The 13,052-nt window shown below is 73.5% G+C and carries 12 protein-coding genes; all 12 read right to left on the minus strand.

Annotated features, from left to right (window positions below):
- Positions 1 to 136: 136 nt before the first annotated feature.
- Positions 137 to 1,519 (minus strand): ATP-binding protein, encoded by a 1,383-nt coding sequence (locus tag ABLE88_RS07100; protein WP_348830735.1) that lies wholly within the window; start codon positions 1,517 to 1,519, stop codon positions 137 to 139.
- 39 nt (positions 1,520 to 1,558) lie between these two features.
- Complete coding sequence (locus tag ABLE88_RS07105) at positions 1,559 to 2,227, minus strand: response regulator transcription factor (protein ID WP_348830736.1); 669 nt, start codon at positions 2,225 to 2,227, stop codon at positions 1,559 to 1,561.
- A 241-nt stretch (positions 2,228 to 2,468) separates the two neighbouring features.
- Entirely contained in the window at positions 2,469 to 2,864 is a 396-nt protein-coding gene (locus ABLE88_RS07110) for a hypothetical protein (protein ID WP_348830737.1), read from the minus strand.
- Positions 2,861 to 3,721: a glycoside hydrolase family 108 protein gene (locus ABLE88_RS07115; protein WP_348830738.1), complete on the minus strand. Its 861-nt coding sequence runs from the start codon at positions 3,719 to 3,721 to the stop codon at positions 2,861 to 2,863. Before ABLE88_RS07115 ends, ABLE88_RS07110 begins: the two co-directional genes overlap by 4 nt.
- A 250-nt stretch (positions 3,722 to 3,971) precedes the next feature.
- Complete coding sequence (locus ABLE88_RS07120) at positions 3,972 to 4,331, minus strand: hypothetical protein (protein ID WP_348830739.1); 360 nt, start codon at positions 4,329 to 4,331, stop codon at positions 3,972 to 3,974.
- The gene (locus ABLE88_RS07125; protein ID WP_348830740.1) at positions 4,328 to 5,608 is read right to left on the minus strand and encodes a phage head spike fiber domain-containing protein; all 1,281 of its coding nucleotides are present in this window, start codon (positions 5,606 to 5,608) and stop codon (positions 4,328 to 4,330) included. Before ABLE88_RS07125 ends, ABLE88_RS07120 begins: the two co-directional genes overlap by 4 nt.
- 103 nt (positions 5,609 to 5,711) lie before the next feature.
- The gene (locus ABLE88_RS07130; protein WP_348830741.1) at positions 5,712 to 6,032 is read right to left on the minus strand and encodes a spike base protein, RCAP_Rcc01079 family; all 321 of its coding nucleotides are present in this window, start codon (positions 6,030 to 6,032) and stop codon (positions 5,712 to 5,714) included.
- 22 nt (positions 6,033 to 6,054) lie between these two features.
- Complete coding sequence (locus ABLE88_RS07135) at positions 6,055 to 6,759, minus strand: DUF2793 domain-containing protein (protein ID WP_348830742.1); 705 nt, start codon at positions 6,757 to 6,759, stop codon at positions 6,055 to 6,057.
- Positions 6,760 to 6,794: 35 nt separating this feature from the next.
- On the minus strand, positions 6,795 to 10,697 hold the full coding sequence (locus tag ABLE88_RS07140) for a baseplate multidomain protein megatron (protein WP_348830743.1): 3,903 nt from the start codon (positions 10,695 to 10,697) through the stop codon (positions 6,795 to 6,797).
- A 291-nt stretch (positions 10,698 to 10,988) separates the two neighbouring features.
- Positions 10,989 to 11,444: an NlpC/P60 family protein gene (locus ABLE88_RS07145; protein ID WP_348830744.1), complete on the minus strand. Its 456-nt coding sequence runs from the start codon at positions 11,442 to 11,444 to the stop codon at positions 10,989 to 10,991.
- Positions 11,441 to 12,328, minus strand: a complete 888-nt coding sequence (locus ABLE88_RS07150) for a phage/gene transfer agent baseplate hub protein (RefSeq protein ID WP_348830745.1) — start codon at positions 12,326 to 12,328, stop codon at positions 11,441 to 11,443. The genes ABLE88_RS07145 and ABLE88_RS07150 overlap by 4 nt, the downstream gene beginning before the upstream one ends.
- Positions 12,329 to 12,335: 7 nt before the next feature.
- A complete protein-coding gene (locus tag ABLE88_RS07155; RefSeq protein ID WP_348830746.1) occupies positions 12,336 to 12,974 on the minus strand; it encodes a phage distal tail protein, Rcc01695 family in 639 nt (212 codons plus the stop codon).
- Between the last annotated feature and the right edge of the window lie 78 nt (positions 12,975 to 13,052).

Raw genomic sequence — 13,052 nt, forward strand, 5'->3', positions numbered from 1 at the left:
CGTCCGCGCGCAAAGCGCACGGAAGCCGCCTTGTCGTACATAAGGCCTAGCGGCGTCGGAGGGAAGGCCATCGTGCGGCGGCGGGCGCGCGGCGCGATTCGGCGGCGCAAGGCCGGACGCAGCGCGAAGGCCCGCCTCAGGCGGCGGGCAGCACCAGTTCGCAGCGCAGGCCGCCGATGGGGGCGGCGCCGAGGTCGAAGCGCCCGCCATAGAGGGTGGCGAGCTCCTGGACGATGGACAGGCCGAGCCCGGAGCCGGGCTTCGATTCGTCGAGGCGGCGGCCGCGCCGGCCCACGTCCATGCGCCGCGCCGGATCGAGGCCCGGCCCGTCATCGTCGATGATGACGTGGAAGAACACCCGGTCGGAGGGCGTGCGGCCGCGGCCGATGCACACCTCCACCTCGACCCGCGTCGACGCCCACTTGCAGGCATTGTCGATGAGGTTGCCCACCATCTCCTCGATGTCCTGCTGCTCGCCGCGGAAGCGCACGTCGTCCACCACCTTGACGTCGATGGCGAGGTCCTTGGCGCGGTGGATCTTCTCCATGGTGCGGGCGAGCGAGGTCACCACCGGCGTCACCTCGCACAGGCCCGCCACCACCGACACGCGCGCCGCCATGCGGGCGCGCTCCAGATGGTGGGTCACCTGGTCGCGCATCACGCCGGCCTGGTCGCGCACCAGCACCGCGAGCGGATCGTCGCGGGTGCCGGCCTCGTTCATCAGCACCGAGAGGGGGGTCTTCAGCGCGTGGGCGAGGTTGCCCACATGGGTGCGCGCGCGCTCGACGATCTCGCGGTTGGCGTCCACCAGCATGTTCACCTCCCGCACCAGGGGGGCGATCTCCTCCGGATAGGCGCCCTCCAGGCGCTCCGCCTTGCCGGAGCGCACGGCGGCAAGCGCCTGGGAGATGTGTTTGAGCGGCCGCAGGCCGTAGCGCACCTGGATCATCACCACCAGGAGGAAGGCGATCGCGAGCACCACCAGGGTGCCCACCAGGACCAGGTTGAAGGCCGATATCTCCTCGTCGAGCTCCGCCGCCACCGCCGCCACCGAGACCACGAAGCGCTCGTCCTTGCCGAGGTCGAGGTCGCGCTCGACCACGCGCAGGGTCTCGCCGAGGGGCCCGGCGGCGTAGCCCTGGCGCATGCGCCCGGGGAGCGAGACCACGCCTATTTCCGAAAGGATCGGCAGCTTGCCGGAGGGCAGCGAAGGCGAGGTGCGGTGGCTGTCGGCGCCGCCGACCTTCGCGACCTGCCAGTACCAGCCGGAATTGGGAAACAGGAACAGCGGGTCCGCCATTGCCTGCGGCTGCGGCAGCTGGCCCGGGGCGGCGTTGGCGAGCTCGGCGACGATGGTCTTCAGATAGATGTCGAGCCGACGGTCGAACGAACGCTCGGCGGCGGTGCGGTAGAGGCTCGAGAGCACCAGCCCGACCAGGGTCAGCACCACGACCATGATGGCGATCGCGGACAGCATCAGGCGGACCGCGAGCGAGCCCGGCTTGGTGGAGACGGTCATGGGCGGCGCGCCCGCGGCCCGGCGCGGTGCCCGGGCGGCTCAGGCCTCATCGGGCGCCACCAGGAGATAGCCGAGGCCGCGCACGGTCTGGATCACCTCGCAGTCGAGCTTCTTGCGCAGGCGCCCGACGAACACCTCGATGGTGTTGGAATCGCGGTCGAAATCCTGGTCGTAGAGGTGCTCCACCAGCTCCGCGCGGGAGACCACGCGCCCCGAGTGGTGCATCAGATAGGACAGCAGCCGGTATTCGTGCGAGGTGAGCTTGACCGCGTTGCCCGCCACCGAGACACGGCCCGAGCGGGTGTCGAGCCGCACCGGCCCGCAGGTCAGCTCGCTGGAGGCATGGCCGGTGGCGCGGCGCAGGAGCGCCCGCAGGCGCGCCAGCACCTCCTCCATGTGGAAGGGCTTGGCCACATAATCGTCGGCGCCGGAATCGAACCCCTGCACCTTGTCGCTCCAGCGGTCGCGGGCGGTGAGCATGAGCACCGGCATGGTCTTGCCGGCGCGGCGCCAGCTTTCCAGCACCGAGAGGCCGTCCATCTTGGGCAGGCCGATATCGAGCACCACGGCGTCGTAGGGCTCGCTCTCGCCGAGATAGTGGCCCTCCACCCCGTCGAAGGCGCGGTCCACCGCGTAGCCCGCGTCGGCCAGCGCCTCGACGAGCTGCCGGTTGAGATCGGGATCGTCCTCGATGACGAGCAGGCGCACGAATCCCCCAGGGCACGAGACCGGTTGCGAAAACGATTGCGCGGGCAGAATGCCAGAGCGGGGCCGCGATGTCAGCGCCCCGCTTGCGCGGCCATTTCGCGGACCCCGCGCCGGCGGCCGCCGCGGCGCTCACCACCGGCAGAGCTTGCGCCAGACCGCGTTGTGCGCCTTGGCCTGGCGGATGGTCTCGCCGGTGTCCGCCGTCGACCAGCGCACGGGCTTGGCCGAGCGGCAGAACACGTCAGTCCCGCCGGAACCCGTCGTCGTCGCGCAGGCGGCGAGCGTCAGCATTGCGGCGATCGGCATCAGCGCGCGCGCGCTCCGCCTTCTGAACGGCACGGTCGGCATGGGCTTGCTCCTTGGCCTGCTGCTGGGCGGCGCCCTGGCGCACGCCGAGACGGTGGATGGCGGCGGCCACAGCGCCGGCGAGCCAGGCGAGCGCCGGCTTCAGGCCGAGCGTCGACCAGAGGGCGACGAAGCCGGCGGCGCCGGCCGAGACGATCAGGGCGAGCACCCAGTCGCCGCCGCACAGCAGCGTGGCGATGAGGCTCACCAGCGCCGCGCCGGCCGGCACCAGCCAGCCCAGCGCGAGCGCGGCGCCCCACTTGGCGGAAAGGAGGGCGAGGAGCGCGCTCATGCCGCCACCTCTTCAGGCTCGGCCGCCGACCCGAGATCCGGCGCCTTGAGGTCGAGGGCGTCGAGGAGCTCGGCCGCCTTGGCCTTGGCCCATTCGCGGTAGACGAAGCCGAGCACGCCCACCAGCGCGCCCGCCACCATGAGCACGGTGAGCAGGGTCGCCGCCGTGGCGCTCTTGTCGGCGAGCGGCGCCAAAGCGTCGGTGGCCACCGTGATGCCGGTGGCCACCGTGCCGCCGGCGGCCAGCGCATCGCCGACCGATTTCGGGGGCGGCGCCTTGGCGCTGGAGGCATAGGCCTTGCCGCTCGCGCTCGTGGTCGGCAAGGGCAGGTTCTGCGCGCCGGCCGCCAGCGCGAGGCCGAGCCGGCGCACCTCCTCCACCCGCCGGCCCCACCCTTTGCCGAACACCGGCCAGGTGCGCAGCGCCTTCAGCATGGCGAGCCGGCGCGCCTGGATGCCGGCGACGACGGCGTCGTGATCCTGCGCCCGCGCCACCGCGGCGAGGGTCGCGGGGCCGAGCACGCCGTCCGCCGGGATGCCGAGCGCGCGCTGCAGCCATTTCGTGGCCTGCGCCGGGCCGGAATTCACGGCGCCGTCGAACACCACATAATCGATGCCGGCGGGCAGCCGATCGCCCTGGATCAGATCCCAGTAGCGGCGGCGGTAGATCTCCTGGATCTCGGCCTCGGCGATCTGCCGCACGTCGCGCACGGGCAGGTCCTTGGACCGGCGGTAGTCGTCATAGACCCGCTTGATGACGCCCTTCATGGTGGGGCCGCCGGGGTCGGAAGGGTGGTTGGAATAGCCGCCCTCATGCACCAGCACGGCGGCGAGCGACGGCGTGAAGCTCTCTCTCATGGGATCGGCCTCATTGAGGAAGAATGGCGGGATGGCGCCGCCGCGAAAGTTGCCGCGGACGGGGGCTCATCCCTCGAATTGGGGAAGCAGCGCGCTCGTCCGCCGCGCTAAGGATGGGGCGGCACCAAAGATGCCGGTCAGGAGCGATCGGCCGGCCGAGGGATCCCCCGCACCCGAGGCCGGCCGCTCGTCTCCCTCAACCGCCCGGCCAAGCTGCCGCTCGGCCCGGCTGCTGGCCCGGCAGGTGCGCTCAGGCGAACACGCATTCCGGCGTCGCCGGGAACACCCGCGCGGCGCCGAAATCCGGGATCAGGTCGGCCGGCCCCTGCCACAGCACGTTGACGTGGAAGCCGGGCAGCGGCGCCAGCACCGGGACGGGGCCGATCTCGGCATCGGTCTCGACGGTCTCGCCCGTGGGGCGGAAGAGCGTGCCGTCGGCGCCGACGATCGCGATGTCGTAGCGGTGGCCCTGATAGCTGCCGCAGGACGGCCAGACGGGCGCGCCGTCCGGCCCCGCGACGGTGCCCGAGCCATAGAGCGCGAATGCCGCCTGCGCGCTCGCGCGGTCGGAAAAGCGCAGGAAGATCGTCGTGCCCGTCGTCGTGCTCATGCCCAGCCCCTCGCCTGTGCGGTGAGCGCCGCGCCCGAGCCGCGCGCGGCCCAGGCCACGATCTCGTCGATCTCCAGCGCGCAGCCGGCCGGCAGGCCCACATATCCGCCGAGATAGACCGAGGCGCGCGACGCGGTGACATGGACGGCGTCCGATGCCGCGACGCCGCCATTGACGGCGCCGGCGCGCCCCGCTTCGTCCCAGGCGATGGCGGCGCCGATCTCGCCGGGCACGGCCCCGACGCCGGAGATGTTGAGGCTCGATGCGCCGTCCTCCATCTGGAGGACGCCGGTCGCGCGCGTGCGCAGCAGCGGGAAGTTGCCCGGCAGGCCGATCATGTGCTGGATCGCCGCCGACGCGGCGCGCACCGTCCCCCGCCATACGAACGATCCTGCCGCGCCCTGGAGCGCCGCGGCGGCGCCGCTCGTGAGCTGCGCCACGTCGGCGACGCGCGAGCCCGCTGAAGCCCCGCCGTCCACCAGCGAGGTCGCGGCGGAGCCCGCTTCGAGCTGCATGTAGCGGATGTCGAGGCCGAGGTTGGCGTCGCCCTCCCAGGAGCCGGCACCCGTGCCGGGGTCGGTCGGCGCGGCGCTGATGTAGAGCGCCCCCGACGTGCCCAAGGAGGCGAAGCTCGCCTCAACGAGATAGACATCCGCCGCGATCTGGCGGATGCGCGCCGTGTAAAGGGCGTGGGCGTAGACGACCGCGCCGCTGTCGAGATCGAAGGTGACGTTGTTCAGCCCGCCGCCGGCCAGCGAAGACCGGAAGAAGAGGTAGCGCCGGCCGGCCCGGCGCACCAGCGCGCTGACCGTGTAGGTGGCGCCGGACACCACGGTCACAGCGTCCCGCCCGACACGGTGAAAAGTGGTGTTGACGGTCTCCCGCAGTAAGGACCAGCCCGCCGCAAGAGTGACCGCGGCGTTGCTGGCCGCCCAATCCGCTTGCGTGAGGTCGGCCGGCCAGGTGAGCAGGTTCGTGGCCGGCCCCTCGATCAGGAGGCGGCGCCGGCCGGTGCGGTGGGTATAGGCCGGCGCGTTCGCCGGCGAAGTCACAAGCGCACCGGAGGGGCCGAGCACGCTCTTGATGCCGCTCGACACCGTGAGGATGGCGGAGGCCGCCACCTGCGCGCCGCCGAGCGCATGGCGGTCGCGGGCGAAGTCGGCAACCAGCGTCGGCGCCGCCCCGTCGAGCTGGAAGGCGGAGGCGAGGAAGAAGCGGGCCGGGGGGCGGCGGCTGGCCGCCGTGTCGAGCCCCAGCCCCGGACCGAGATGGGACATCACGCGCACCTCCCCGTGCGGCGGCGGAGGGCGGGACGATGGATCATGGGTTCGCTCCTCGGGAGGGAGAAGGACCGCGCCGGGCGGCGCGGGGCGGCCGGCCTCAGCCTTCCACCAAAGCGTAGACGTGGACGCCCGCCGCGGTGCCGGTCGCCCACACCCGGCGCACCTGGCAGGGCGGCAGCGGCTGCAGGCCGGGCAGCGCGCGGATGTCCACGCTCTCCCCGTCGCCCGCGCCCACCGGCGTCACCCGCACCGTGCCGACGCCGCCGGCCACGTCCTCGGGCACGAACGCCCACAGCGCCTTGGCGTAGGTGGCGAGATCCGCCGCGTCGGAGGGTGTCACCGCGCTGAGCCGGCGGGTGGGCGAGGTGAGCGAGGCGGCGTGGCCGCGCATGGGATCGCGGGCGGGATCGTAAGGCATCAGACACTCCTGGAAGCGGGGATCAGGCGCCGGCCACCGGGCAGGCGAGCAGATGGACGGCGAGGCGCACGACGCCGCCGGTGAAGGCGCCGCCATTGGCGGTGAGGCGGATCGGCGTCGGCGCGTAGAAGGCGGTGGGGCCGATCACGCCGGCATTGGTGGAGCCGGCGCTCGCGCCCAGCGACCCGCCGAACTTCGCCGGCTCGGCGGCGATGCCGCAATCGTAGGAGGCGGCACCGGTGACCGCCGCGAGCGTGCGCGTGGTCACGCCGAGCACGATGGCGCGGTCGGGGATGGCGATGGTGCTCTCGGCGACGGCGCCGGAGAGCGCAAGGTCCTCCTCCAGCACCCGCGCCTCGATGGCGGCGCGGTGGGCGCTCGCCGCCAGCGGCGAGACCCAGGCGGCGCCGTCGAACAGGGCAAGCCGGCCCTCGTCCTTCACGAAGGCGAGGAAGCCGGGCGCCAGCGCGAGGAAGTCGAAGACGCCCGCCTCGAAGGCCGCGATCCGTCCCTCCTGCCCGGCGAAGGCGCCGCTCGCGCCCGCCGGCACGAACCAGCGCCCGCCCTCGGGCGGCGTTGCCGGCGGCGCGCTCGCGGTGATGCTCTCGATCACCAATTGCACGAAGGCGTCGAGGCGGCGCAGCGCCTCGTTGTGGGTCACGTGCTTCTGGGCCTGGGCCGCCGCCAGATAGGGCAGCGCCAGATTGGCCGTGCTGTCGGACGCCATGGGCGGTCCTCTCATGCTCGCAGGTGAGGGAAGGATCAGGCGACGGAAAGCGTCCGCACGCGCGCCGCGCCCGCCCCCACCGCGGCCGAAAGCTGGGCGATGCGCACGGTGAGCGTCGCCTGCGGGGCGCCGAAATCGGCGCTCTCGGCGGCGGCGGGATAGAGCACGGCGGGCGTCTCGGTTTCGAAGGCGCGCACCACGTCGGCGCCGTCGAGGATCTCCAGGCGGTAGGCCTCGCGCGCTTCGCCGAGCGGCACCTCCATCTGCTCCCAGCCGTCGCCCTCGGTGCGGGTGCGGCGGACGAAGGACAGCGCGACCCCTTCCCCGGTGCGCCGCGCCCGGGCGTGGACCGGATAGAGCGGGCGCAGCGCCGTGCCCTCTACGGTACCGGCGACTTCGCTGACCTCCTCGTCGCCCTGGTCGCCGCGCCCCGGGCCGACGCGATAGAGGAAGGACCGCCCCAGCATGGACAGCCCGGAGGCCACCGGCTCGACGCGCCCGTCGAGCTTCACCAGCCGGGTGCCCGCGGGCCAAAGCTCGGCGCCGGCAAGCTCGGTGCCGGCGCGCCCGCGCAGCAGGCCGCCGAGGCGGAACACGCCCTCTTCCAGAAGCTGCGCCTCGGTGAACTGGAGGATATCGCAATCGCGCCCCTCGGCGAACAGCGCGATCATGTTGGCGCCGTCGAGCACCTGCGCCTCGCTCGCCGAGACCAGCGCGGCGGTGGCGACGCGCACGCTCTGGAACCGGTCGAAGCGCCACAGCGGGCCGGGCGCGAGCGCATCCAGAAGCGTGCCGAACACCGCCGGCGAGGTGAGCGCGGCGATCGCCTCGAAGCTCGCCCCGTCGCCCGAGCGCCACACCGCGAGCGTGCCCGGCCAGGGCTCGGCGGCGGCGGCGAGATACTGCAGCGGCACCGGCTCCGCCGCGCTTTCGGCGGGCAGGGACAGCAGCGCCACGGCGGGCGGCCCGGAGGGCGGCGGCAGCGCCACGGCGCCGTCCTCCTCCGGCGCCAGCGCGGCGTCGAACACCTCCGGATCGATGGCGCGCGCGCTCACCGCGCGCGCTTCCGCCTCCTCCACGCGGGTGATCTCCCATAGGTGCTCCCGGCCGTCGAGCGCAAGGCGCACCAGATCCCCCGGCACCAGAGCAAGGCGCGAGGGGGCGAGCGTGAAGGCGGCGGTCTCGCGGCCGGTCCACAGGTCCTGCAGCCAGATGTCGGCGGCGCGCGCCATGGTCGCGGTCTCGGCCACCACCGCGAGGTCCGCCTCCACCTCGTGGCGGCTGCCGCCCACCAGCCGGCGCGAGGTGAGGCTGACGCGGCGATAGTCGCGGTGCGCGTCGATGAAGCCGAGGCGCACCGCCGCCGGCAGCTCGCTCTCCTGCGCCCGCGTGAAGGTCACCAGCGGGCGGTCCTCGGTCCGCACCAGATCGTCGGCATTGAGCGCCACCGGCGCGGCGCGCCCGCGCGGGCGGAAGGCGATGGTCGCCCCCGCCTCCGCCGCCTCGAAGCCGAACGCGCGGGCGAGCGGCTCGATGGCGGCGCGCGCGCTCATGGGCCGCTCCACCACATAGCCATCCACCGCGCCGGACAATGCGGCGGCGTCCACCCCGTCGATGCCGAAATCGGCGCACAGCCGGGCGACGAGGCCGTCGAGCGGCGCGCCGCCGAGCCGGCCGTTGAGCCAGTGGCCGGTGTGCCAGTTGGCGCCGTCCGCCCACACCGCGCGCGCCAGCGGGAACTGGGGATAGGGCCGCGCGTCGAAGGTCCACAGGAAGGTGCAGCCGGCCTCCACCATGCGCCCGTCATAGAGCGCGGCCGGCGGATTGTCGGCAAGGCTCGCGCCCGCCGCCGGCTCGAAGGTGGAAAGGATCGCGCCGAGCGCGCGGCGCTGGACGAGGTCGTCGCGCGCGCCGGTGGAGAACGGCGGCAGCGCGTTTTCGGACGATTTCGGATCGGGAAACACGCTGGGGCGGTTCGGCCCCTTGTCCACCGCCGGGCAGCCCGCCTCCATCAGGCGGATGGGCTTGGCGCCCGGCGCGTAGGCGGTGGGCGCGCCGTGCCGCACGCCGCCGGCGCGCTCGTAATGGGCATTGGCCCAGAACGACCAGAGGTCCTTCTGGCGGAACACCCACGGCTCGCCATAAGCGCCGTCGGCGATGGGCGTGCGCTCCTGGACGCGGCGCGCGGCCTCGTCCGCGTAGAACCAGTCGTAGCCCTCGCCGGCGCGCAGATTGGCCTTGAGATAGGCCGCCTCATAGGGCGCGCGCGCCAGCGCGGCGTCGCGATGGTCCGAGCCCTCGCGCCAGTCGGCCATGGGCGGGTAATAGTCGATGCCGATGAAGTCCACGGCGGGCGAGGCCCACACCGCGTCGAGCGGGAAGCGCAGGTCGCCGCCGTCGAACGCCTGGGCGCCGTATTCGCTCCAGTTGGCGGCGTAGGACACCAACGTGTCCGCCCCCACCACCGCCTTCACCTCCGCCGCGAGGTCGGCGAGCGCCTGCGCCGCCGGGAAGGCGCCGGTGTGGTCGCGCAGGCGGGTGAGCGCCTCGAACTCCGAGCCGATCAGGATCGCCTCCACCCCGCCCGCCGCCACGGCGAGATGGGCATAATGGAGCGCCATGCGGCGCAGGCTCCATTCCGCCGGGCCGCAATAGAGCACGAGGTCGCCGAGCCTGGTGAAGTGATGGCCCTGCGCCGTGCCGAACAGCGCCGCCACCTGCGCCGCGCACGCCGCCGTGCCGTCGACGCTGCCCGGCCGGCCGGGCGCGGGATCGCAGACGATGCGCCCGCGCCAGGGATGGGCGGGCTGGGCGGCCGCGCCGGTCCACGGGTCGGGGCGCGCGTTGTCGGCGGGGATGTCCATCATCACGAACGGGTTGAGGGTGACCTTGATGCCCTCCTGCTTCAGCCGCCGGATCGCCCGCAGCACGCTGCCGTCGTCCGGCGTGCCGCCATAGGCCGCGCGGCCGTCGAAGCGCGAGACCTCGGGCACCGTGAGGCGCGTGTCGCCGCCCACCGCCCAGGAGACCGGCGTGGTCGCCTTCACCAGCCGCTCGCTCCTGGGGCGCACGGCGCACGCGCCGGCGCGCAGGTCGTCGCCGAACCAGGAGACCACGAGGCTCACGCGCGCAAGGTTCGGGCAACAGCTGCGCAGCTGCTCCAGCGCCGCCTCGAAGTCGCTCGGATGGGTGGTGACGTGGCGCGATTCGGGAAGGAACGCGCCCTCCCCCACCTGCTGGCGCACGGTGAGCGGATCGTAGCCGAACTCGGTGGCGCCGGGGATCAGGGTGACGGCGCGGATCTGCCCCTCCAGCGCCCCCACCGGGCGCTCCACCTCGGCGGTGATCTGGGGGATGCGGTTGCCGAAATCGGTGAGGTCGAGCACCTGGAACACCAGGTAGGCGATGCCGCGATAGGCCGGCGTCCCGGCCTCGCTCTGCTTGGCGGCGATCCAGGCATCGGGGGCCTGGTCCTCGCCGCCGAGATGGGTGCGGATCAAGAGGCGGCGCTGGTCCAGCGGCTTGCCGTCGGCCCAGATGCGGCCGATGCGGGTCACCGGCCCCTCGCAGAACGCGACCGCGAAATTGGCATAATAGGTGTAGGTGGTGACCTTGGGCGCCAGCGAGCCGCCCTTGCCGGCGACGCTCTGGCTCTCCTCCCGGCGCACCTCGCGCAGCTTGGTCGCCCAGATCACCTGGCCCGGCAGGCGGGCGCGGCCGTAGAGCCGGGCGACGGGCGCGCCCTCGGTGGAGGCCATCACGTCGAGGTCGGACAGACGCGGGCCCTCGGCCTTCGGCGTGCGCGCGCCGCCGATCAGGGTCTGGTCGAGGACGGCGCCGCCGAGCGCGCCGAGCGCGCGCCCCGCCACCGCGCCGATGGGCCCGAGGAGCGCGCCGCCGATCAGGGAGCCGGCCGCGCCGAGAAGCAGGGTCGCCATGGGGGTGATCCTTGGGCTGGGGAATGGAATTGGCAGAGCAACGGCCGCGGGTGATTCCGCCCCCCGCGTCCCGGCCCGCATTCCGCTTGCGCTGCATGCGTCCGGGGAACAGCCCCGCGTCCCGGCTGACTGCTGCGGAGCGACGCGCAGCGGAAGGAGAGCCGGGACCCGGCGCAAGACTTCCGCGCAGCGGACAAGTCCCTCGGGCGGCGGCCATCGAAGCGCCTTCGGCGATCTGTTGCGCTGGACCCCGGCTCGCATTCCGCTCGCGCTGCATGCGTCCGGGGAACTTCAGTCCTCCACCCCCGGAAAGGCGAAGGCGAAGGCGCAGCGGCGCGCCCACCAGCGGCACACATGGCTTTCGCACACCGCCGCCCCGTCGAAGGCGTGGATCATCCTGCCGCCGCCGAGCGTGCCGGCGGAGAGGATCGCCGCGTGCTTGGCCGGCAGATGCGCGCGGAAGCGGAACAGCAGCACGTCGCCCGGCCGCGCGGCATCAAGCGGCACGGCGACGAGGCGGCGGCGGGCGGTGTCGGCCAGCGTCTCGCGCTTGCCCGCCTCGGCCCAGTCGGGCGCATAAGGCGGCAGCGGCTCGGGCTCGGGGCCGATCAGCGCGCGCCACACGCCGCGCACCAGACCGAGGCAGTCGGCGCCGGCGCCTTTCACCGAGGCGCGGTGGCGATAGGGCGTGCCGAGCCAGGCGCGCGCTTCAGTGAGGATCGCGGCGCGATCGAGCGGGCGGCTCACGACAGGAGCCCGCCGTCGTATCCGCCCTCGCCCGGCACCGCGACGGTGATGACGAAGTCGTTGCCCGGCATGTGGGGGAAGCCGCGGAAGTTGAGCGCGTTGGCGAAGCGGTCGCGGCAGGTGGAAAAGGCCTTGTCGCAGCCCGCCGTGAGGCGCGCCGCGTCGCCCGGCGCCACGGCGAAGGGCGGGCGCTGCCACAGGCGCACCACCGCCGCGCCGTCCTCCACAAGATGCGACTTCACCGCGCTGGCGAAGCCGGCGCACGCACCCGAGGTGAAGACCAGCCGGCCGCGCGCGAACGTCACCGGCGCGAACTCGCCAAGACCGGCGAGCACGAGCCGCGGGCCGTCCGCGCCGATGACGCTCGCCGTGGCGCCGTGGGCCGGCGCGTCGAGGTCGACGCCGCAGCGCGCATCGCCGAGATCGGCGTCGCAGCGCGCCGCATAGAGCCGGCCGCGCGCAGCGCCGAGCGCGTCGGCGCGGGAGCGCACCTCGGCGGTGAAGACGCCGTCCGCGCTGCGCACCTCGCCGATCGTGCCGCTGCGCAGGAGCACGAAGCTTTCCGGCGCCGACCAGTCCACCAGCAGCAGGTCCACCTGCGCGCCGTCATAGAGGCCGGCGGCGAGGTCGTCCGCGGCGAGCGCGTCGGAGGAGAGCGCGCCGGACAGCTCGGCGCCGGTGACGGCGAGCCCCAGCGCGAGCGTGTTCTCGCTCGGCGCGATGCCCGAGGCCGCGCGCATCGGCGTGCCGTCGACCACAAGGTCGCGGTCGTGGTCGGTGAAGCCGAGCACGACGCCGTCGCGGCGGGTGACGCGGACCGCGGTGCAGAACGTGGTCACGCCCGCCGCGAGGCGCGCGGCGAGGGCGGCGGGAAGCTCTCTCATGACGGCCTCACGGACGGATCTCGATGACGGGGATGCGCGGGATGTCGCCGGCCGCGAAGGCCGAGAGATTCACCTCCAGGAAGTCGGTGTCGAAGCGCACCGGCACGTCGAACAGGAAGCCGGCGGTGACGGCCGCGCCATCGGCCGGCGCGGCGTCCGCGGCGAAGGTGATCAGGCCGCTGGCAAGGTCCGCCGCGAACGCCGCCGGCGGCGCCTCCATGCCGTCCACCGCCACGCGCACGCTGCCCGCCACCGGCTTGGCGATGGGCCGCGCATAGGGCGCGTGGAGCAGGCCGTAGGTCTTCGACAGCGCGAAGTCGCGACGCACTCCGGTGCCGGTGCCGATGCGCTGGTCGAGCGGCGTCGGCGCGCACCCCGGCGGGCCGGAGGAATGGTCGAGCCGGTCGCGCCAGCGGAAGCCGTGGAGGCGCCCGCGGCGCTCCTCGAAAAAGGCCACCACCTGGCTCAGCGCGGCGAGCGTGCGCACGCCGTATCCGGCGTCCCAGCGGCGCCGCGAATCAGCCTGCCGCGTGTTGCGCTCCTCGCGTCCGGTGGCGGTCGTGACCACCTGCGTGACGCGCTCCGGACCGCCCGAGGCGCCCAGCGCGACCTCGATCGGGAAGAGAACCTCGTGAAAACCGCCCATGGGAGGCCTCCAATCCCCAATTCTTAAGGCAAATCAATAAAAAGCCGCTTGACATAGTCTAATCGCACGCCTTGACTT

This window comes from Xanthobacter luteus, from assembly GCF_040049235.1.
Lineage (GTDB): Bacteria > Pseudomonadota > Alphaproteobacteria > Rhizobiales > Xanthobacteraceae > Xanthobacter.